The sequence below is a fragment of the Priestia sp. YIM B13490 genome (assembly GCF_042787735.1).
Classification (GTDB): domain Bacteria; phylum Bacillota; class Bacilli; order Bacillales; family Bacillaceae_H; genus Priestia; species Priestia megaterium.
The window spans coordinates 400,443-422,307 of the sequence record NZ_JBHZOT010000001.1 but is presented as its reverse complement, the minus strand read 5'-3'; the positions used below and the strand labels follow the sequence as shown (position 1 = coordinate 422,307).

Here is a 21,865-nt window from a genome sequence, read left to right as displayed (position 1 = left end):
ATATTTTTAAATTCAAAAAACATAACACGCGATCTTATTAATCTGTAATAATTAAGAAATAAAGATATATAGAAAAAGTGCTGCCTATTGAATTGATATTTTTGCTCTTTTACAAAACAAAAGGGGGATTTACAATATGGCTTTAAAAAAAGGTCAGCTAAGCGGACATGTATTTTTGTCTAAACTTATTACACAGTACGCAATGATTCATGAAAAAACGGTAGGTCCCGTAGCTGAAGAATATATTAAACAAATTGGTATTCGTACTGGAGAATGGATGGAAGACTTTTATAGCGATAAGCATGAAAAGTGGACGGTAGAAGAATATGCAGAAGTTATAATTGACCTTAAAAATTCAATTGGAGGTCACTTTGAAATTGTGTCCGTTTATCCAGACCATGTGGTTGTAAGCGCTACTCAATGTCCATTTGGTGACGTCGTACAGGATGCTCCTCATTTATGTAAGATGACATCTAGTGTGTTTGGAGGAATTGCAGCTCGGAAATTCGGCTATGGAAAAGTGAGCTTGCGTCAGCGTATTGCTCTTGGTCATCCAATGTGTGAAGTTGCTATATATTTTACAAAGCACAGTGAAGAAAATGGAGATGTGTATGAAGATCTTCCTATTACCCCTTCTTATGGGAACCCCTTCAATTGGGAAGAGGAAACGATTCATATGCTTAATCAAGAACTTCGAAGAAGCGATGAAATGATTGAAACCCTTCTTGCGGAATTAGAAGAATTACGTAAATAGCATTGTATTACCACACTTAACTATTAAGACATTTTGTTCTAGTTAGAGAAGCAAAACAAGACGTACAAAACAAAGAGCAGCCTTTAATTAAAGGTTTGCTCTTTGTTTTTATCACTCATTTTAATTATTATGGTAAGCAGAAAAAATAAAGTAAAAGTTATTATAGCTATTTAGGGATTTTATTTGTAATCTTATGCTTAAGAATCAGATGCGTCACCCTAAAGAATCCTTGGAGCGATCAGAATGCCTTTGTTAATTGCATGAACTGATAAAAAAGAAGCGCCCTCCGGCAACTTCTTTTCGCTTTTCCTATTCATACGTCAGATTTTCACTTACAAAATAATCATTTATATTTAGTCTTTTAAAAATGACAGCAGCGCTTCGTTAAATTCGTGTGCATGCGTGGCATTTAAGCCGTGCGGACCGCCTTTTATTAAAGCTAACTTGGAACCAGAAATGGCTTCATGCGTTCGCTTTCCGCTATATTCGAATGGAACAATTTCGTCTGCATCACCGTGAATAATAAGAGTAGGTATTGTAAACTTGGCTAGATCGTCTCTGAAATCCGTTTTGCTGAAAGCAGCTATACAGTCTAGTGTCCCTTTAGGCGATGCGGCTGCTGCAATATCCCGGTTGTAAAGTCGAAATGGTTCGCTGACTAAGTCATTTCCGTCTTCCACCCCAAAAAATGTTTTTGTAAAATCATCAAGGAAAGCTAAGCGATCATTTTTTACGCCGTTTTCAAATTCTTGGATTCCTGCATCATCTAATGCTCCTTCAGGATGATCTTCTGACTTATAAAGAAATGGTGGTACAGCTCCTGCAAATACAGCTTTTTCTACTCTATCTGTTCCGTAAGTTCCTACATAACGAGCTACTTCTCCGCCGCCCATTGAAAACCCGACTAGCGTCACATTTTTCAAATTCAAATGTTCTAGCAGCTGATGTAAATCAGCAGCGAATGTTTCATAATCGTAGCCGTCCCATGGCTGAGAAGACTTTCCGAATCCTCGGCGGTCATACGTTATGACTCTGTATCCAGCCTCAACAAGAGCCGGAACTTGATATTCCCAAGACCGTCCGCTTAGCGGCCAGCCGTGAATTAAGACAACCGGCTTTCCTGTCCCGTGATCCTCGTAGTATAGTTCAACAGGTGCTTCATTTTCTGTTCCTACATTAATTTTTGCCATTTCGCTACCTCCAGTATATAGTCGTTCTTTATTTGGTTAAGTGGTCGTAAACCTAGCGTAGATAATAAAAAAGATGGCTAACTCTCCTATGATGAGGGTGTTCGGGACGACTAAAAGTAAGTTAATAATAAAAAACACAGCTAAAATCCCTAAAAACAAGCCTAAATGATACACTTTCAAACGATGTTCTTCGAATCTATACTGGTGAAAAACAAGAGTGGTTGCCATGAAGTAAAGCAGCACGGATCCGAATACAAAATATATGCTGAATGTGTACTGAACTTCATGTAAAAACATGAGCTTAATCGATGCTGCAATCATGCTTAGAGACATGAGGATAAGTAAGTGTCCGTAAATAATCGTTTGTCCGGCTCTTTGAATAGACTTGTTCACTTTCTTTTCTACGTTCTCAAAGTACTGCCACCACATGGCGATGATCAGGACAAATGAAATAACCGAAAATAAAATGGTATTCCAGTCCCCTTTTTGTGGCTGTATCACAGCAAGAATGCTGACAACGGATTCTCCAAACAAAATTAATGTTAGTAACGCAAAGCGTTCTAACAAATGAGCCGTGTTGGTCGGTAATTTCGCTAGTCGCTTATGTCCTAAAATAGGTAAAATCATGTCCACTGCAATTCCTGTATATAACACGGCGTAGCGGACCCATGAATCAAAAAAGAGCGACAGAAGCGAGATAACAATCCCAATTCCAAAGCATGTTCCTAAAAACACAGCAACTTTTTTTCTCTCACTCTGTTCAAATTTTTGGACAATAAGATATTGAATCGAGGTTAACGCTCTTAGCCCGATATAGCCAATCAAAAAAGACACGTAATATTGATCAAAATCTACGGACAAGCTTGAGATCATGATAAGAACAAACAGCATTTGAAGAATCATAAAGATGCGCTGATGCAAAAAATCTTGTCCAAATCGATTGATAAACATCGTTTGTCCCGTCCACGCCCACCATATCGGAATAAAGATCAGTACAAACTTTAACAAATACTCTCCATGAATATACCCTTGTTCAACGTGAAGCAAAACATGCGTAGCAGTCGCAACGGCTGCCACAAATAATAAATCATAAAAAAGCTCCAGCCACGTAACTTTTTTTTCTTCCACTACTCCGCATCCCTTCCTATCATCTATCAAGCTGTCGTTAATATACTTTATTTTATATACAAGAGACGCATATTTCATGACAGGTAGCGTAGTAAAAGATAGGTGAGCCAGCTGTTCATCAGTCGGCTCACCTATCTAACAATTACTTTTATGTCGTTACGTTTTCTCCGTCACATAAATGATCCACAGATGCCATTCTACTTTCATGTCTTATATGTAAAGAGAACGACCTTTAGCATGCTATGTTATTAGACACTCTGCTTGCTGAAATCGCGCTGAGCTCCTCTATAGCTGCCCATTAAGTTTTGATAACCAGGAAGATGACTAGAAATTAAGTTGCCAAAACCTTCAACGTCGTTGCGCCAGTCACGCTGAAGCTCGCACGCTACGCTAAACCAGTTCATAAGCTGTGCGCCCCCGTGAGCCATACGCGTTAATGCTGCATCTGCCACTTGCTTATTAAACGTTCCGGAAGCATCCGTCACAACAAACACTTCGTAGCCTGCTTTAATGGCAGAAAGTGCAGGAAAAGCAACGCAGACATCTGTCACTACACCGGCGATAATCAGCTGTTTTTTCCCGGTCGCTTTAATGGCTTTAACAAACTCTTCGTTGTCCCACGCGTTAATTTGTCCAGGACGAGCTATTTTTGGCGCATTAGGAAATAAGTCAACGAGTTCTTGCATGAGCGGGCCGTTGGGTCCATTTTCAAAGCTAGTTGTTAAAATAACCGGTAAATCAAAGAATTTAGCCGTATCACCAAGAGCTAATACGTTGTTTTTAAATTCATCAACACCATAGTCACGTACAAGGCCGGAAATAAGCCCCGTTTGGTGGTCAACTAAAAGCACGGCAGCATCATCTTTTGAAAGGCGAGAGTAAAGATCAGACATTTTATAATCCTCCTTAAATTAAGGCAAGTAAGGATACATGTACCTCTTCCATTCCTTACAAGCGGTCTATAATTTGAACGGTTTTTTGGATTTCATTTATGATCTGTTAGGTAAAACATGTACAGAAAGAAAAGCTATTTCTGAGGTGAAGGTTCGTGAGGTGTGTTCTCTCTCTTAATCTAGAACAGGAACAGGCGCTTGATCAATCCAATGAATGAACTGCTGTAGGTAGCGCTGAAGATAACGTTTTGTTGATTCATCGGTTAGTACTTTTTGTTGAGCATCAACTTTTTCATGAACTTGCGAAATCAGCATTTTTTGAAATGGTAAAACGTTGACTTGCATAGCTTCCAGTACTTCTCTCGTTTGCATTTGAGCAAAAGCCGTACCGAAGCCTCCTGGAGTTGCTCCAATTAGGCCAACTGGTTTTCTGTTTAAAACAGAAGAGGTCCGAGGTCTTGATGCCCAGTCCAAGGCATTTTTTAACACTCCGGGAATTCCTGAATTGTACTCTGGACTAACTATAATAACGCCGTCAACATCTTGAATCGCAGCTCTAAAGGATGCGACAGATTCTGGTGATCCGTCAGCTTCTAAATCTTCATTAAAAAAAGGCAGGCTGCTTATTTCAATCCAGCGATATTGAGCTGAGTCATCTAATGTAGTCAATGACTCAGCAATCATTCGGTTATACGAATTCTTTCGTAAGCTTCCACAAATAAGACCAATAGTTTTCGTCATCTATTCACCTCCTTACTTGGAATTAATTTCATATTACCACGGTGTTTCAAATATAGATATTAGTTTTATATATAGATAAATTAATTCCTTCTTTATACCTAATTCGGGATTGAACTAGCGTTTTACTATTACTAAAAGAATTCTTTTAGTAAAATTTAGTCTAATTCTCTCACTTCAAAAGGAATCAAAGCTCTTTCAATTTGATCTCGATGGGTTTCGTACTGTTCAGGCAGCATGAGTTTTTCTCCCATTGTTTCAAGTGACTCATCATGAGCAAAGCCTGGAGGATCTGTTGCAATTTCAAATAGAATTTCTCCGTGCTCCTTAAAATAAATCGCATTAAAGTAATTTCGATCTCGAACAGCCGTTACTCCGTATCCGCTGTCGGCTACGTATTTCTGCCATTCTAATTGATCTTCATCATCTTTTGCTCGCCATGCAATATGGTGAACCGTTCCAACGCCCATTTGCCCGCGTCCAATGGTTGTTAATTTTAAATCAATCACATTTCCGATGTCAGCTGATGATTGAAAACGTATAAAATCTCCTTCTTGCCCTACTTTTTGTAGACCCATTACGCTTTCTAATAACTGAGCTGTTTCATGAGGCTTAACAGATAATAACGTAGCCCCTCCAAATCCTTTAATAGCCACTTCAGGTTTAATTTCACCGACTTGCCACGTATTCTTTTCTCCTTCTTCTCTTTCCACAATCTCTAGATGTAAACCATGAGGGTCGTCAAACTCTAAATACTGTTCTCCAAATCGCTCCATCTTTGTAGCTGGAACCCCAAACTTAGCTAATCGCTGTTCCCAAAAGTCCATCGCACCTTTTGGCACCACATAGGAAGTTACGCCAACTTGCCCGTCACCTATTTTTCCTTGTCGTGCATTTGCCCACGGGAAGAATGTAATAATCGTTCCAGGTTTTCCCCCTTCATTCCCAAAGTAAAGATGATAAGTTCCTGGATCATCAAAGTTTACCGTTTGTTTGACCAAGCGTAATCCTAACACGCCCGCATAGAAATCAACATTTTCTTGAGGATGACCTACAATCGCTGTGATATGATGAATACCCGCTGTTTTTTTACTCATTACTACCATCTCCTTCGATACATTTTTCGTCATATGTTCCGTTATCCCTCTTAAAATTACAACTATTTATCATAAATATCTCGAATTCGAGATATTAGTCAAAAAATAAAAGCGTCTTTCTTATTCAACCCATTTTCTCTTTTAGAAAATAAAAGTATCTAGTGCATAATAACCTGGTCCTGCAATTGCTACACCGATTGCTACAACTAAAAGCGTAAGGTTATATTCATACCCATTTTGTGTTGCCCAGTATCCATTCGGACCGTGTACTTTCACAATCGCCATGACCATTGTTCCGGCAATCAAAAGCGCTCCTAGCGGTGTAAGAAGTCCTGCAGCAAATAATGCTCCGCCTACTAGCTCGGATAATCCAGCCATTAGCGCCATTCTAACACCTGGCTTCATTCCGATGGATTCAAACCAGCCGCCCGTTCCTTTTAAGCCGTGGCCGCCAAACCATCCAAATAATTTCTGAGTTCCATGTGCCATAAAAGATAATCCAATGACTAAACGTATTAACAATAAACCAATGCTCACCATTTTTTATTCCTCCTATTTTTTCATCACTTTAAAATCTTGAATTAAAATATCTTGAATTAAGGATAATTATAAAATCATATGGTTCCCCTGTCAACATAAATTTTTATATTTTTTTGTAGTTAGCTGAAACGCTTAACGACGTATTAAAAACATATTCATGATTTTATATGGATATGAGCACGGGAACGGAAAATATAAAAGCTAAATTGTATTATTTATTGAATAAAAAAAGAAGTCACCCCTTGGTAACTTCTTTTCCTCTTCTACTATGCATGTATCGTTCAATAACCAGATACTGCAGTTATCACCCCATTTATAAAAGGGATATCTACATCACTTGAATTAGTATCATTTTGTTCCTAATTTATCAATTAATTTAAGCGTATCATTATATAGACTTAATTGATGTCGGTGGGACTCTAATTCAGGTGGGATACGGATTTGTAAAGGAATTGAAGACAGATCCAGTAAATCCAAAGATGATTTGTTTATAGCGTGATTTTCTAAGTTTTGATTAGCTTGTTTTGTGACGTATTCTCCTAATACTTGTAGTTGAACAGCCCATTTTTGCCGATCAACTGTGGGTAGAGAATTCGTTTCGGACCAGTCATTAAATGTAGTGAGCACACCTGAAATATAGGTGTAGCCATGCTTCAGTTGAAAAAGGAATTGTTCGTTTTGTTTTAACTGCTGCTTTTTATTTCTGCCAAATGGGTTCAACCTTAAACTCTTCTCTGCTTTTTCGAATTCCTTTTCAACCTGATGAAGTTCCTGAAGCAGGTTAGTTGTATCATCTATTAAATTTTCGCCCTCAACGAATTCGCAGTTATTGTTTACCCAATAAGCCGCCTTTTTAAATAATTGTCCAAGGTCTATTCCAAATTGGGTCAAGGTTCTGCGAGCTTCTTTTACGTAATTTGGAGGAACAATTATGATATGGATTATAATAGCGACAAGAGCTCCTATGATCGTGTCTCTTATTCGATCAGAGACATAATAATTTGTTTTATGAACGAATACAAAAACTAATAAAATGGTAAGAGCAATTTGATGAATGATCGTCTTATGTAGCCTTAGTACAACAGGAAGCACCATTCCCATTGTTAATAATAATCCTATTGTCCACCCGTTTACTTCTAAATGTTTAATGATAAAAATCGTAGCAGCAATTCCAAAAAGAGTGCCGATAATTCGATAAAAAGCATACACAGCAGAATGCTGGATGGTTTCTTGAATAGAAAGAATCACGGTTAAAGGCGCCAAATAAGGATGTTTAGAGCCTAACATTTTTGCCAGTTCCCACGATACACCCGAAGCTATAGATATTTTGGCTATAAGTATTAATCCTTTTATTAGTTCGAGCTTTTGCTTTCCTTTATTTATATCCATAAAAACTCCTTTATTTAAAAAGTGCTCTTCTACACCTGTGTATATAAGCCAACTTACAGTCACTTCCTGCCGTTACTTACTATTGACTGGAGAACGTAACTTTATTACAAACAAAGCCGTTTTCATATATAAGAGTTGATTGGATAAGACCCTTCTCTTAAAACACATACTTGCTGTTTAGCTATCCTTCAACCCATCTATTTATCCCGCAATTTATGTACTACGCTTTCTATATGTTTCACCGCTTGGTATACACCATTTTCCGATTGAATGATGCTTTTTATTTGTTGAGCGTTTTCAATATACTCTTTATTTTCTACTTGTTCTAACGCCTGAACCAATTCGAATACCTGGAGATTTTTTTCTTGTAACGGCTTTAGTGAATACCCTTTTTTATAGAGGAGATTTGCCCAAAACGGTTGATCCACTGTAAACGGAATGATAATTTGTGGTACGCCACTCAGTAAAGCTTCAGACATTGTTCCAACACCTCCATGATGAATAATGCCTTTAGCACGTTTAAATAAAAGTCTATGGGATGCATCTTTAACGGCAAGTATATTCTCTTGTTGATTAAACTTCATACCGCTTGTTCCTGTTAACACTATTGCGCGATTGTCCGTCTCCCTTAATGCCTGAACTAACTTTTGTTTAAAAATTGACGGACTCTTTAAAGGCATAGAACTAAATGATACTACAATAGGCTTCTTTCCTTTTTCTAGAAAGTTTTCTATTTCATTGGGTAGCATCTCTTTCTCTACATCTAAAAAGAAAAACCCTGATAGAAATACAGAACCTTTCCAACTCTCTACTTCTTTGAAAAGAAAAGGACTAATCGGATAAAGTATAGAAATAGGTACACCGTTTACGTCATATGTGTAAAGTCCTGCTTTTCTCTTTGGAAATTTTAACGTTTTTTCTCTAAAATCGTTAATTTCTTTCATAAAAGGGTATTCACTGAATTTTATTAGCTTGTAGGATAATCTATTTAATGTAGAGCCAAAGCTTTTTTTCGACGATAAAGAGAAATTTGGGAACTCTGTAATTGGATACATAATTGGAACGGGCGGTAAGCAAATGCAAGGAATATGATAGTATAGAGCAATATCAACCGCACCAAGAGCTTTAGGATGATAAATGATTAAATCTGCTCCTTGGGAAGCCTGATAAAAATCATCCATACTTTTTCTGTAGGATGGAGCAATTTTTTCTTTTAAAAACTTCATTATCTTAAAAGGTGAAAACCTTTTACCATTAAGTATATCTCTTCCTTCCTCGCTCTCCATTATTGCCATCAAATCAGTAGAAGCGGGATGAAAAGAAACCCTATTTTCTTCAATAAAACGTTGAAACGTCGCACCTGTACAAATAACTACTTCATGCCCATTCTTAATCATTTCTCGAGCAAGTGCAATATAAGGCTGTATATCTCCTCTACTGCCTAACGTTAAAATTGCTACTTTCATAATTTTCACCCCCACAATAAATAATAACTTAATTTTTTTGTTTTGCTGCAACTATATTTTAGCTTATGTATGAATTTTTCTTATTTATTTAATTTTTGATTTCGTTAAGTTAAATGATAATGTCTTACGATTTGCGATAGTTCTTGCATTCACAATCAAGTAGCTTTAAAAGGTTTACGATTTATTTTTAAATCGGCATTTATATCTTTTGTTTGAGGGAAACTTTATATTACACATAATGTATGTAAGCTATGTTAAAGGTTGTTTCCTCACTAAAAGGAAACAACCTTTCTCTTCTTGCATGTTTGTAAGCACAAACTTACTTTTCTATGATTGAAGTTGTATTCAAATTGATATTATTTAGCATTATATAAGTAATTTATTACTTATTAATGATACCTTAGGAAAATATCATCTATAATAAACAAAGTTATAAGAATCGCGCATTATTGAAACAAAAATTAGTAAAGCCGTACATCTCTCCAGGTGAACAGAAACCTATCCCTAAAGAGAATATACCCTTACCAATACTTGGCACATGAAGCATAATTTTAGTTTTAAAGAGACAAAGGAGCATAAGAATGGTTACATATTGGATTATTTTATTAGCTATCGCTGTAGGTGTAGTATTTATCGCAGAAAAAATGAAACAACCTTATCCCACTTTTCTTGTAGTAATAGGATTAATCATTGGTTTGGTACCAATTCCTGCATTGGGAGAAATAAAAAGTTATGCAGCCAATGATACCGTGTTTCAAACGACCGTTATTTTTATCTTTTTATCAGCTTTGTTAGGGGATGCAGCACTTAAACTGCCTTTTGATGAACTAAAACGTAATAAGAAATCTATTTCTTTATTAGCTTTTTTAGGTACATTTCTTACCTTCTTACTAGTTGCTGCTTCTACTTATTTTTTCTTGCACCTTTCTTTGCAAGAAGCCTTAATTTTCGGTGCACTTATGGCAGCTACTGACCCTGTATCCGTTCTAAGTATTTTTAAGTCAATGGGCCTAAACAAGCGCCTCTCCATTGTGGTCGAAGGAGAAAGTTTAGCAAATGACGGAGTTGCTGTTGTACTATTTCAAATTGCTGTGGTAACTACTGCCTTGAGCTTAACAGGTACATTGAATGCGCTGCTTGAATTTCTGAAAGTTGTAAGTGGAGGCATATTGATTGGTGGAGTGTTTGGTTTATTAGCTTCTCGTATTACATCTAAGATTGATCATTATTTAGTGGAGACTGGATTATCGATGGTTCTATTTTATGGTACGTTTCAGCTAGCTGAACACTTTGATGTATCTGGGGTAATATCTGTGGTAGTAGGTGGCGTAATCTTAGGAACTTATGGACGAAACGTAGGTATGTCAGATCTAACACATGAAAAAGTGAATTCCTTTTGGGAAACGATTGCTTTTCTCTCTAATGCACTTATTTTCTTACTGGTAGGGTTAGAAGTGAGTCGTATTGATTTTTTAGACAAAGGATGGCTCATCGTTGGAAGTATTCTTATTGTCCTTGTAGCACGCTTTCTCGCTGTCTATATAAGCTTAGCTTTTGATAAATCCATTCCAACTTCATGGAAACCTATTATTTCATGGGGAGGGTTAAAAGGCTCTCTTTCAATTGCGCTTGTTTTAGGCATTACACCCGAATTTGAAGGGAAAAATCTGTTATTAGCCATGACATTTAGTAATGTAGTCTTTTCTCTTCTTGTTCAAGGAACAACACTAAAAAAATTAGTTTCATTTTTGAATGTAAAGTAAATGCCTATACTAAAAGAGAGTTGATGTTATTTTTGAAACTTTTCTTACACCCACTCGTAGATCCATAAGAAGCAACCTTACTCCTTTCTTAGTAGACATACAATAAATACGCGATAGAAAGCGTACAAGGAGGAATTAGATGGAATCAAAAATGAGTTGGTGTATTAAAAATCCTTCGTTTTATTTAGGAGCTGTTTTATTTCTGATCTTTGGTAGCCAATGCGTTATGGGATATATAAAAGAACATCAATTCTACGTTCTAGAGAGCATATTAAGTATCATAGGCGTTTTTATGATTGTTCTACCGTTGAAAAAGAAACTTGCTCATCATTCACCAAAAAGCACTTAGTTATATGGGAATGACCCCTGATTTCGAGACAAGGATCAAAACACCTTTTAAACAGCCAGTTTTCGGTATTGTACCGGTGACTGGTTATTTAGTTTTGTTTGAATACGGATATGGTGATAATAAATAATATAGCTTTCGACAGTTTGTTCTACGATGGCAGTCGTAGTACATGTTAACTCATCGAGGTAAAATGTTTCAGACTTCAGGCTGGAATGAAACGATTCAATTCAATTGCTTTTAATTTCACTTCTACTGGATAGCTCACTCTTGCCCCCATAGAAAAAACACCTCTAGGTTATTGTTAGGTACTACATACCTGTTTTTTAACTTAAAGGTGTTTTTTATTTGTCTCATTCATGGGGGCAGTCCCGAGCAGCTAAAGGGTTTTAAAAGCTATTTTATGTTTTGCTTTGACTAAAGGCTGGTTTAGCTGAATACTTCTGAAGACTCTAAGATAGCCATAACGCTTTGTACGGATTCGATTGAACGTTTTAGTCCTTCATTTTCCTTTTCCGTTAAAGGAAGTTCAATGATATGTTCAATTCCATCTCCTCCTAGGATTGTGGGTACACCTAGGTAAAGGTTATTACAGCCATATTCCCCTTCTAGATAAGCTACAGAAGGGAGAATTCGCTTCTTATCCTTTAGGATTGCTTCTGCCATTTGAACCATAGAAGCAGCAGGAGCATAATAGGCACTTCCATTTCCAAGCAGGTTAACGATTTCTCCTCCACCTTTGCGGGTTCGCTCTACAATCGCTTCTATACGTTCAGGTGAAATGATTTTATCAAGTGGAATTCCTCCGGCATACGAATAACGAACTAATGGTACCATATCATCTCCGTGGCCCCCTAAAACAAATCCTGATACATCTTCAACAGAGATATTTAATTCTTGAGCCACAAATGTATTAAAGCGGGCTGTATCTAATACACCAGATTGGCCTATTACTCTATTCTTAGGGAACCCCGTAGTCTTATAACAAACGTATGTCATTGCATCAACTGGATTACTCAATACAATAATATAACTGTTTGGTGCATGCTTTTTTACATTTTCCGATACTTCTTTCATAATCTTTGCGTTTGTTGAGACTAGGTCATCACGGCTCATTCCCGGTTTTCTTGGAAGTCCTGCAGTAATTAATACTAAATCTGCATCCTGAATGTCCTCATAGCTAGATGTTCCCTTAATATTAGCGTCAAATCCTTGGACTGGGCTTGCCTCTAACATATCAAGTGCTTTTCCTTTAGTCGGGTTAGTCTGGGAAGGAATATCAACTAATACTACGTCTCCAAGTTCTTTTTGTGCCATCATTAATGCTGCTGTGGCTCCTGTAAATCCCGCTCCAATTACAGCTATTTTTTTACGCTTAAATGCCATGATTTGTCCCCCGTTCTCCGTCGTTTATATGTATGTTATTCTACTTTTTGATCTTCTTCTACAGCAGCAGAATCTGCTTTTGCTTTATATTGAATACTGGATTTTGTTTTAGCAGCAGATGATTTTTTAGTCGCTTTATTGTCTTTAGGTGTCTCCTTTGACTGCGATTCTTTATTTTCATCTTTTAATAGGCTATTTCCAACCTCTTCATCAGGATGAGGAATTACATGCGCTGACACTAATTCTCCAACGCGAGCCGCTTCTTCTTTTCCCATATCTACAGCTGCTTGTACTGCACTAACATCACCTTCAACTAACACTGTTACAAGGGCTGCATCCACTTTTTCTTGCTTCACTAAGCGGACATCAGCTGATTTTAACATCGCATCCGCTGCGACGATTGAACCTATTAAGCCTCTTGTTTCAATCATGCCAAGAGCTTTAGCCATTCTCTCCACCTCTTTCTATATCAACAGAATCTATAATCCCGATAATAATTGCATCAATGGGTAATGGAGTGTCGGATGCCATATGTGCTGCGGCACTTCCTTGAGTAACCATTACCTTATCACCAATCCCGGCTCCAATACGATCAACTGCAATAAAAGAAGAGTCGTTATTCGATTTATTTAAAAGTTCAGGTTGAACAACTAAAAACTTTAAACCGCGTAAATTATCTTCTTTTCTTGTTGCCCAGACGTTGCCAATTACTGTCCCTATTTTCATAAAACATCCGCTCCCTCTACGTCTATCACGCAAATTTCTTTTCCTAATCCTCTTGCTGTATCGCGCGCTAAAGGAGTGATAATCGTTTTAGGTGAAACAGTAATTTTTTCTTCTTCTACTAATTTCACATGTCTTTGGGTTAGCACTCGTTCTGTAAATGATACAGAATGTCTGTTTAAGCCTGATTGCAAAAATCTCTCAAATGATTGGATTTTCACTCCAAAGCTTTCTAATGTATTTTTATAAGCGATTAAATGTGCTGCATATTTATTGTTTACTGTTTTTTTTTGATTACTGGATAGCAAAACGTTTCCTAAAGTTACAGAAGGAATGAGTGAAACAGAAATTCCTTCTAGCAAAGCCTCAGCTAAAAGATAACTTTCTAGTGTATCTGTCATACCAAGAGCCCCTTTTACTAGCAGGTCCTGCTTTGCTTCTGCAAATAAAATACCTTGTATATCTTTTGGAAGGTTTTCTTTTTGGTCATCGCTGTAAACCAGTGTCCAGCTTGGTTCTAACTTTTTGATTTGAATTGGATCAATTTCCGCCGACTCTTTCACGATCAGCAGCTTTGGCTTTACGTTTAGGTGTTGCTTGTCTGATTTATCTAATCGTTTTAAAACTTCTACTACAATTTGTTCAATCAGAGCATGATTGTTCATAAAGCTTCCTCGTATAGAGAAAGAATCCCTGTAGCTCCAGTAGAAATTAGCCCAGCATTCGCTTCATCTGTATCAATATGCATTTCAAGCTTAAACTTTGGCGAAACTCGAATTAATACACGTTCGAGCGTAGTAGGCCTTTCTCCTTGAGCAGTAATGCGAACACACTGACCATTTTTTACACCATAAGCTTCAGCATCATCCGGCGTCATATGAATATGAGCTCGTGCAATGATTAAGCCTTCTTTCTTGTAGATGCTACCCTTTGGTCCAACTAATGTAATCGCTTCTGAATTCTTTATATCTCCAGACTCACGTAGTGGAGGAACAGAACCAAGTTTAATTGAATCTGTTTTACTGACCTCCACTTGAGTTATACTCCTTGCTGGACCAAGGACTCGCACCTTTTCGATGCTTCCTTTAGGTCCCACAATGGTAACTGTTTCATTAGCTGCAAATTGCCCAGGCTGAGACAGGTCTGATTTTTTTGTTAGCTCATACCCTGCTCCAAAAAGAGCTTCTACATCTTCTATACTTAAGTGACAGTGTCTAGCAGATACAGCCATTGGGACTGTATTGCTTTGCTTGGTTGTTTGACTTAGCTGCTGAACAACCTCTGCTACAATCGATTGAATGGCCTGCTTATTCATGCGCTATGCTCCTAACTTTTTAAGCTTATAGTTCACTATCAATTTTTGGTAAAATACTTTCTAATTCATTGTGTGGGCGTGGGATAACGTGAACGGAAATAAGTTCTCCAACGCGCTGTGCAGCTGCTGCACCAGAATCTGTCGCTGCTTTTACCGCGCCTACGTCACCGCGTACTAAAACCGTTACAATCCCTCCACCTACGTGAACTTTACCAACTAAATGTACGTTTGCTGCTTTTACCATTGCGTCTGCTGCCTCTACTGATGCTACTAATCCTTTTGTTTCAATCATTCCTAATGCTGTTAGTTCTCTTGCCATTTTTAATTCCCCCTAATTAGTTTGTTTGATATTTTTGAAGTGCTTGATTAACCATTTCAGCAATTGCTGCCGAATCAATTGGTCCCTGTGGTTTTAAATGATTCATAACTTCGTTGACAATTTCCTGTACGTCTTGATGATCTTTTGTATCTGACGAAGCAGAGGTAAAAGATACGGATGGTTTCGGAATTGTCACCTCTTTTGTACCATAAGCCATTCGCTTAATATTTAATAAATGTCGAGCGGTCACATTGTCTGATGTAATGTTACCTCCGAACGAACCGCATCCTAATGTAAAGGAAGGCTTAAGTCCAGTGGTACCACCCACAGCTCCAACTGACGAGAGTGTGTTAACCATAAGTCTTGAGACGGGCATTTCAAGAGCAAACGTTTTAGCTACAGCATCATCGTTTGTATGAAGCGATAAACTATGACCTCTTCCTCCAAGGTTTAATAAGCTCAAACATAATTCCCTTGCTTGTTCGTCGTTCTTAGCTGTATACAATGGGAAGATAGGTGCTAGCTTTTCAATCGAAAATGGTACATCCTTAGCCACCTTTGTTTCTTCAGCAACTAAGATGCGTGTATCAGAAGGTACTGTAATACCTGCCATTTCAGCAATTTTCACAGCACTTTGACCAACAATATTTGGATTAAGCTTCTTTGGAATCGGTGAAATCACTTTTTCCATCTTGGCTTTCTCTTCTGAATTTAAAAAGTAGGCTCCATTATTCTTTAATTCTCTAATAGCCATTTGTTGAATATTAAGATCGACAACAATTGCTTGCTCGGTTGCACAGATCGTGCCGTTGTCGAACGTTTTGCTATCGACAATCATTTTTACTGCTTGGTCAACCTTCGCAGTCTTTTCAATATATACAGGTACATTTCCTGGACCTACACCATAAGCTGGTTTCCCAGAACTATACGCTGCGCGAACGAGACCACTTCCACCTGTTGCTAGAATTAAGTTCACATCTTTATGCTTCATTAATTCATTGGTTGCTGCCATAGAAGGATTAGAAATCCAACCAATAATCCCTTCCGGAGCTCCTGCTTCAACTGCTGCACGGGAACAAATTTTAAGTGCTTCTACTGTACAGTTCATTGCCCGAGGATGAGGGCTGACCACTAGAGCATTTCTAGTTTTTAAACTAATTAATGTCTTGAAGATAGCCGTTGAAGTTGGGTTAGTTGTAGGAATAATTCCAGCAACAACTCCAAAAGGAGAGGCGACTTCTATCACTTTATTCGCTCTATCTTCGTGAACAATACCTACTGTTTTTTCATTTTTAATTGATTCATAAACAGCTCTAGATCCTACCTCATTTTTGATTTTCTTATGTTCTACAACACCCATTCGCGTTTCTTCCACTGCCATTTTCGCTAATTCCAATGCTTTAGAATAGGCTGCTTCGGCAACTCGTTCAACAATGCGATCTACTTGTTCTTGTGAAAAATTCAAGTATACCTGCTGTGCGGCTTTTGCCTTTTCCACTGCATCTCGCATCTCTTGTAAAGATTGAAGATCTTGATCAAACTGCATATCCAACAACTCCTTTCTACTGTCTATAAGCTTTTTAATAATGAACTGGATTTCTTGCAATGTCTAAAATAGCCTGGCGAAACGCATCAGCAGCTGCTTGACAGGCTGATTGAGATCCTGTTAAAAACCCACCGCCAAAATTTGTTTCAGAAGGAGGGCCAAAAAATTTCACAAGTTCTACATCAGCTGCTTTAAGTGCTACATCAAGTCCATACATAGCCTCTAGTGGAGGGGCAATTAAATAAGCTAGCGGTTCGCCAATATCGATTCCTGCTTCTTTAGAAAGATAAGAACCTGTTCTTGCCACCACATGTGCATACAGCGCGTGATTTTTCTCTTCATCTAACGCTTCAAAATAGGCATCTGATTTTGTCACTTGTAAAACAGCCTCAATACCAGCTTTAACTTCATCTGGACTTGGACCTGCTAATACCCCAATCATTTCACCTGATATCGGACCTGACGCATGGGCAGCGCCAGCATAAAAGGAACGGGCATAAGCTACCTCAACGTCTGCTCTTTTAGTGGCTTCATCTAAAGCTGTATAGCCTACGTCATCAATACTTGATGTAAACATGGCTAAACTTCTATGGTAAGGCTGCAAGTTAAACTGTTGAACTAAGGCGTCATCCACATTTGGAATCACACGAACAGCTAAAATGTCAGCATGGATACGTGTTAAAGCCACTCTTATTCACCTCTATTGTTCTTTTTGAACAAGCGATACTCCGCTAGCTTCATATGTTAAAATTTTTTGAACCAATGTACCGAGATAAGCACCCGCTTCAACTGGAGGAATGCCGCCTTTATGAATATTGGAAACCACCATTCTCTCAGCTTCGATCATTCCTTTTTTCGGTTCATAGCATAAATAGGCACTTAAAGATTCTGCGCTTATAAGTCCCGGGCGTTCTCCAATCAAAAGTACCACCACTTTTGGCGTCAGAAGTTCACCAATGTCGTCCATTACAGCAACTCGACCTTTTTCTATGTAAAACGGAACGCCGACATCTAAACCTGCGCTTTTTAAGGACTGTTGAAGAGATAGGTAAACATCTTCGACATTTTCTTCAATGGCCTTGGAGCTTAAACCATCAGAAACAATAATTTGAACAGTTGGTGATTTGGTACATCTCTCTTGAATGCACTTTTTTGCTTCGTCTGATAGCTTTCGTCCATAATCCGGCCGGCGAATGTATACTTCTTTATCCGTTACCTGAGTATTTACTTTAAATAAGTTCAGCCGTTTTAAAAGGTCGTCGTTCACATTGCCATACACAGCGTCAACGGCTGCTGCATGGTCATAGCGGAATTTCAGCCATGTTTCTGTTCGCGGACGTAAACCTGCTCTGCCAATCCCTATTCGGGCAGGTGTTTTTTGAATCAATGTATCTAATTCTTCTTGATTCACTGGGTTTTTAATACCCGGCACCTGCTGCTTTGGTTCAATGTTCTCTTCCTGCTGAATAGGCATTTTACTTTCAGGCAGAGATGCCGAATTATCTTCTTGAATATTCGGAAATTTAATTAATTCCTTTGCCGACTCTTCTTCTACCACTTCAGCTAGAGGCCCATTAGTTACCTTCGTATTGGCATTGGATGTGTGAGCCCAAAAAGCTACGCTGCTTTGACGTTCGTCAGTAGGAGAATTTTGTTCGAAACTAGATTGTTTTTCTAGCTTTTCAACAATGGATCGTGTAATTTTTTCAATCAATTCAGGATTCATCCTCTTTATCACCTACCTTGTAAAAATACTTGGATCTCCTGCATATTTACTTAATTTCCCTTGTTCAAAAATCCCCATTTTCTCAAGCCATTCTGCAAATAAAGGAGAAGGCTGTTTCCCCATCGTTTGCCTTAAAGTCGCTACATCGTGGTAGCTCATTGATTGGTAGTTAAGCATACAATCATCACCCATTGGTGTTGCGATAATAAAATTAACACCTGCAGCTGTTAGCAATACACCCAGATCTTCAATATCATTTTGATCTGCTTTGATATGATTGGTGTAACAAATATCTACACCCATCGGAATTCCATGCATCTTTGCCATAAAATGATCTTCTAAGCCTGCGCGAATAACTTGTTTGTTGTTATATAAGTACTCAGGTCCAATAAAACCGACCACGGTATTTACAATGTAAGGGTCGTAATGACGTGCAAACCCATAGTTACGCGACTCTAACGTTAGCTGATCCATTCCAAAATGCGCTTCAGCTGATAGCTCAGAACCTTGTCCTGTTTCAAAATATAAGCGTTGAGGCCCTGTTCCTGTTCCGTGACTTTTTGCTAATTGATTTGCCTCTTCTAGTAAGGCAGCGCTGATTCCAAATGAACGGTTAGCGGCTTCTGTTCCAGCAATACTTTGGAAAATCATATCCGCTGGTGCTCCTTGTTCAATGGCTTTCATCTGAGTCGTAACATGAGCCAAGACACAGTTTTGAGAGGGAATCTCCCAATCGTTCATAAAACTTTTTGTAGCGTGCAGCAGCCTTTTTACACTTTCAACTGAGTCATCTACAGGATTAATACCAATAACCGCGTCTCCAATTCCGTAAGACAGCCCTTCTTTTAAAGAAGCAATCATTCCTTCTACATTGTCTGTAGGGTGATTAGGCTGCAGTCTAGAAGCTAAGACTCCTTTTTGGCCAATAGTAATGTTGCATTTTGTTAAAATTTCAACCTTATTTGCGGCGTGAACTAAATCGAGGTTTGACATTAATTTTGCTACTGCAGCAATAATTTCACTATTTAACCCTCGACTAATCCTCTTTAAATCCTCACCCGTTGTTTCATCACTTAAGATATACTCTCTAAGCTCTGCTATGGACCAATTTTTCATTGCTTGATAGATAGGTTCATTTACTTGACTCTCAATAATTTGAGATACTTCGTCTTCTTCAGGTGAAATCATTGGATTTTCGCGAATATCAGCAAGTGTTAATTCGCTAAGCACCTCTTTTGCAGCAATTCTTTCTTGAACGGTTTCTGCAGCTAAACCTGCCAGCCGGTCACCAGACTTTTCTTCATTTGCCTTAGCGAACAGATCTTTTAAATCAGAAAATTGATAAACAGCACCTAAATAATGTGTATGTAACTTCACCAGTGAAGCCCCCTTTCTTATGAGTGGAACGTAAGGGTTTTGACTACTACCGGTACTACCCTTGTTTGTAGCAGCTGACCAATATCTAAGTAATCACCGTGTTCCACCTTAATTTGATCAATACAAATAATGCTTTGCGACAAATCTTGAGCAACAAGCGTTTGGCCCAATACCTTGGCATGATCGCTCTCAAGAACAATAATGAGCGGCTGATCTCTTTTGTTTTTTTGTTTCACCGCTTCTAGCAGACCTTTTGCTAATTGTTGAATATCTCGAAATCCTACGTACGGAAGCCCAGATAAGTACAAGGCAAAATTTTGTCCCTCCTGCTGCGGGTCATGTATCTCAATTGCATCTTTTACAGCATCCTTTAGGTGATGAACACTTTTTTGAAACCCATCCTTAAAAGAAATTTGATAAACAGGTACATTTCGTACAGGTAAATCTTTGGTTTCTACTTGAATCGTGGCTCCACTGATTTCAGTCGTTTGTGTACCAGCACCAAGAACGGTTGCGCGAACGGTTTCATCAGGCTGAATCCATGACCATCTCTTTAAACTCTGATTACCCCTTAAAGAGTCGGCAAGCAGCATTCCTATGTCGTGGTAAGGAGCTTGTTCAAAATCTTTAGACTCATATTGATAGAGGCACTCACTGATTCCACCAGAAAACATAATGACATCAATTTCTTCTTTCCAATTCGGTTCATGACCTAAAAGCAGTACCTTGTCTTCTGCTGTCATGGTACGTGTTAGCATTCTACTAATCACATCGGCCATATAATTTGTTATATTCTTTATCTCTTCTTCCACCAGTACGTCACCTTTTACAAGAGTACTATTCCACTCTCTTAATAGGTTTCTAACAGGTGGCGAAATACTGCTGATTTTATCTTCCGAAAACTCTATCAGCCTGCCTCCTATATGCAGTGTGCAGGTTCCACACAGCCTTCCCATTCGATAAACTGCTACATTAGCTGTTCCCCCGCCAATATCTACATTGGCAATAGTTTTGCTCATTTTTTTAGAATATTGATAAGCTCCTGATCCTTTTGCTGCAATAATTCCTTCTAAATCAGGACCCGCAGTTGCAACTAAAAACTCCCCCGCATGATTTGATAGATGGTGAATCATTTCCTCGGCATTTTGCTTAGTTGCTGTTTCACCTGTAATAATCACGGCACCTGTTTTAATATCTTCAGAACCAACGTTTGCTTTATCATACTCATTTCTAACAAGCTTCTCTATTGCTTCAATATCGATTGTTGTTGATGTGAGAAGTGGTGTTCGATAAATCGGGCTGCGATGAATAATTTCTTTATCAATAATCTCAATACGCGGCAAGTGTGTTCCTCCTGCCATATTCATCAGAGAAAATTGGCTTAACACAATTTTGGTTGTGCTTGTTCCTATATCAATTCCTGCGCTGATAATCTCCTCTTTTAGCGGTTCGTATTGTTTCATATCCCTCCACCTCATCAACCTTCAATCAGCAAAAGGTTTTATTCATTACTGATTGCTAATTAGTCGTGTTTTAGTCAAATAAAAAAGGCACCTCATACGAACTATCTCCTGAAAGATAGCTGTATAAGGCGCCTTTGCCCGTGATTTTTTTGTATATTTAGAATATAACTGATTTTTTACATAATGTAAAGGTTTTCATTAAAAAATAATATATTTCGATTTCCAGTTATCAGTATACTGTTTCATCTCTTGTAAAGACTGACACTGTACCAAAGCTCGAACCTCTTCAAGCCCTTCTTTATTGCGGGAAGAAGTGACAACAATAGGTCCATTTACAACTACTTGCCTTGCTTTTTTAATAGCTAAGCTCACATCAGCATCTTTTGCATCACTTTTTGTAATGACCCCAATAGCTAACTTATTGATGCCTGTACTAAAATTAGGTGGAAAGACTGTCTTTTTCTTTGTGGCGTCCTGCAAATATAACACATGTGTAACTTCAAGAGCGGTTGCCATAATATTTTTATAAAAAAAAGGATTTTCAACATATTCTCCAGGTGTATCAACGATCCAATCATAATAGATTAATGCTTGGGTTTTAACTGCTTCGACCGGCTTTCCAAGCAGAGCATTTGTTAATGTCGATTTGCCTGCACCAATTGAACCAATAAGCATGGCTCTGTTTTTTTTATGCATAACTCTCCCC

General features: G+C 38.2%; 23 protein-coding genes and 1 pseudogene. 3 read left to right on the top strand and 21 right to left on the bottom strand.

Annotated features, from left to right (window positions below; all coding sequences use genetic code 11):
• Positions 1-136 precede the first annotated feature (136 nt).
• Positions 137-754: a methanogen output domain 1-containing protein gene (locus ACFX4R_RS02285; protein WP_043980926.1), complete on the top strand. Its 618-nt coding sequence runs from the start codon at positions 137-139 to the stop codon at positions 752-754.
• Between the two features lie 353 nt (positions 755-1,107).
• On the opposite strand, the gene ACFX4R_RS02280 is transcribed toward ACFX4R_RS02285, so the two are convergent.
• The 8 genes from ACFX4R_RS02280 to ACFX4R_RS02245 all read right to left on the bottom strand — a co-directional run bounded on the left by ACFX4R_RS02280 (position 1,108) and on the right by ACFX4R_RS02245 (position 9,195).
• Positions 1,108-1,944, bottom strand: coding sequence for an alpha/beta fold hydrolase (locus tag ACFX4R_RS02280; RefSeq protein ID WP_280560072.1), 837 nt, complete (start codon positions 1,942-1,944; stop codon positions 1,108-1,110).
• A 36-nt stretch (positions 1,945-1,980) separates the two neighbouring features.
• Entirely contained in the window at positions 1,981-3,072 is a 1,092-nt protein-coding gene (locus ACFX4R_RS02275; RefSeq protein ID WP_377568564.1) for a low temperature requirement protein A, read from the bottom strand.
• A 248-nt stretch (positions 3,073-3,320) separates the two neighbouring features.
• Positions 3,321-3,965, bottom strand: coding sequence for an isochorismate family cysteine hydrolase YcaC (gene ycaC / locus ACFX4R_RS02270; protein ID WP_025753100.1), 645 nt, complete (start codon positions 3,963-3,965; stop codon positions 3,321-3,323).
• Between the two features lie 174 nt (positions 3,966-4,139).
• Entirely contained in the window at positions 4,140-4,706 is a 567-nt protein-coding gene (locus ACFX4R_RS02265) for an NADPH-dependent FMN reductase (RefSeq protein ID WP_043980920.1), read from the bottom strand.
• Between the two features lie 155 nt (positions 4,707-4,861).
• Positions 4,862-5,800 (bottom strand): ring-cleaving dioxygenase, encoded by a 939-nt coding sequence (locus ACFX4R_RS02260; protein ID WP_165574811.1) that lies wholly within the window; start codon positions 5,798-5,800, stop codon positions 4,862-4,864.
• A 141-nt stretch (positions 5,801-5,941) separates the two neighbouring features.
• Positions 5,942-6,340, bottom strand: coding sequence for a DoxX family protein (locus ACFX4R_RS02255; protein ID WP_013084346.1), 399 nt, complete (start codon positions 6,338-6,340; stop codon positions 5,942-5,944).
• Between the two features lie 348 nt (positions 6,341-6,688).
• Positions 6,689-7,729, bottom strand: a complete 1,041-nt coding sequence (locus ACFX4R_RS02250; RefSeq protein WP_237074258.1) for an FUSC family protein — start codon at positions 7,727-7,729, stop codon at positions 6,689-6,691.
• A gap of 197 nt (positions 7,730-7,926) precedes the next feature.
• Positions 7,927-9,195 carry a glycosyltransferase gene (locus ACFX4R_RS02245; RefSeq protein ID WP_377568559.1) on the bottom strand — a complete coding sequence of 423 codons (1,269 nt, stop codon included), beginning with the start codon at positions 9,193-9,195 and terminating at the stop codon, positions 7,927-7,929.
• A 581-nt stretch (positions 9,196-9,776) separates the two neighbouring features.
• Between ACFX4R_RS02245 and ACFX4R_RS02240 the strand changes: the two genes are divergently transcribed.
• A complete protein-coding gene (locus tag ACFX4R_RS02240; protein ID WP_377568556.1) occupies positions 9,777-10,958 on the top strand; it encodes a cation:proton antiporter in 1,182 nt (393 codons plus the stop codon).
• Between the two features lie 139 nt (positions 10,959-11,097).
• Positions 11,098-11,307 (top strand): hypothetical protein, encoded by a 210-nt coding sequence (locus ACFX4R_RS02235; protein WP_043978263.1) that lies wholly within the window; start codon positions 11,098-11,100, stop codon positions 11,305-11,307.
• 47 nt (positions 11,308-11,354) lie between these two features.
• On the opposite strand, the pseudogene ACFX4R_RS02230 reads toward ACFX4R_RS02235, so the two are convergent.
• From ACFX4R_RS02230 to ACFX4R_RS02170, 13 genes and pseudogenes are all read right to left on the bottom strand, one after another.
• Positions 11,355-11,534: pseudogene (locus tag ACFX4R_RS02230) on the bottom strand (IS3 family transposase); the annotation flags it as partial.
• A 199-nt stretch (positions 11,535-11,733) separates the two neighbouring features.
• A complete protein-coding gene (gene mdh / locus ACFX4R_RS02225; protein WP_013058360.1) occupies positions 11,734-12,690 on the bottom strand; it encodes a malate dehydrogenase in 957 nt (318 codons plus the stop codon).
• Positions 12,691-12,725: 35 nt separating this feature from the next.
• Positions 12,726-13,139: a BMC domain-containing protein gene (locus tag ACFX4R_RS02220; RefSeq protein ID WP_013084349.1), complete on the bottom strand. Its 414-nt coding sequence runs from the start codon at positions 13,137-13,139 to the stop codon at positions 12,726-12,728.
• The gene (locus tag ACFX4R_RS02215) at positions 13,132-13,416 is read right to left on the bottom strand and encodes a EutN/CcmL family microcompartment protein (RefSeq protein ID WP_013058362.1); all 285 of its coding nucleotides are present in this window, start codon (positions 13,414-13,416) and stop codon (positions 13,132-13,134) included. The genes ACFX4R_RS02220 and ACFX4R_RS02215 overlap by 8 nt, the downstream gene beginning before the upstream one ends.
• Positions 13,413-14,078, bottom strand: coding sequence for a hypothetical protein (locus ACFX4R_RS02210; protein ID WP_377568553.1), 666 nt, complete (start codon positions 14,076-14,078; stop codon positions 13,413-13,415). Before ACFX4R_RS02210 ends, ACFX4R_RS02215 begins: the two co-directional genes overlap by 4 nt.
• On the bottom strand, positions 14,075-14,728 hold the full coding sequence (locus tag ACFX4R_RS02205) for a phosphate propanoyltransferase (RefSeq protein WP_043978256.1): 654 nt from the start codon (positions 14,726-14,728) through the stop codon (positions 14,075-14,077). Before ACFX4R_RS02205 ends, ACFX4R_RS02210 begins: the two co-directional genes overlap by 4 nt.
• A 25-nt stretch (positions 14,729-14,753) precedes the next feature.
• A complete protein-coding gene (gene eutM / locus ACFX4R_RS02200; RefSeq protein WP_013058365.1) occupies positions 14,754-15,047 on the bottom strand; it encodes an ethanolamine utilization microcompartment protein EutM in 294 nt (97 codons plus the stop codon).
• Between the two features lie 16 nt (positions 15,048-15,063).
• Complete coding sequence (locus ACFX4R_RS02195; protein WP_377568550.1) at positions 15,064-16,593, bottom strand: acetaldehyde dehydrogenase (acetylating); 1,530 nt, start codon at positions 16,591-16,593, stop codon at positions 15,064-15,066.
• Positions 16,594-16,627: 34 nt separating this feature from the next.
• Positions 16,628-17,281: an ethanolamine utilization microcompartment protein EutL gene (eutL, locus tag ACFX4R_RS02190; RefSeq protein WP_377568547.1), complete on the bottom strand. Its 654-nt coding sequence runs from the start codon at positions 17,279-17,281 to the stop codon at positions 16,628-16,630.
• A gap of 12 nt (positions 17,282-17,293) precedes the next feature.
• Positions 17,294-18,319 carry an ethanolamine ammonia-lyase subunit EutC gene (eutC, locus tag ACFX4R_RS02185; protein WP_377568544.1) on the bottom strand — a complete coding sequence of 342 codons (1,026 nt, stop codon included), beginning with the start codon at positions 18,317-18,319 and terminating at the stop codon, positions 17,294-17,296.
• A 12-nt stretch (positions 18,320-18,331) separates the two neighbouring features.
• A complete protein-coding gene (locus ACFX4R_RS02180) occupies positions 18,332-19,696 on the bottom strand; it encodes an ethanolamine ammonia-lyase subunit EutB (RefSeq protein ID WP_075421840.1) in 1,365 nt (454 codons plus the stop codon).
• A 17-nt stretch (positions 19,697-19,713) separates the two neighbouring features.
• The gene (locus tag ACFX4R_RS02175) at positions 19,714-21,159 is read right to left on the bottom strand and encodes an ethanolamine ammonia-lyase reactivating factor EutA (RefSeq protein WP_377568541.1); all 1,446 of its coding nucleotides are present in this window, start codon (positions 21,157-21,159) and stop codon (positions 19,714-19,716) included.
• A gap of 198 nt (positions 21,160-21,357) precedes the next feature.
• Positions 21,358-21,855: a EutP/PduV family microcompartment system protein gene (locus ACFX4R_RS02170; protein ID WP_053487604.1), complete on the bottom strand. Its 498-nt coding sequence runs from the start codon at positions 21,853-21,855 to the stop codon at positions 21,358-21,360.
• Between the last annotated feature and the right edge of the window lie 10 nt (positions 21,856-21,865).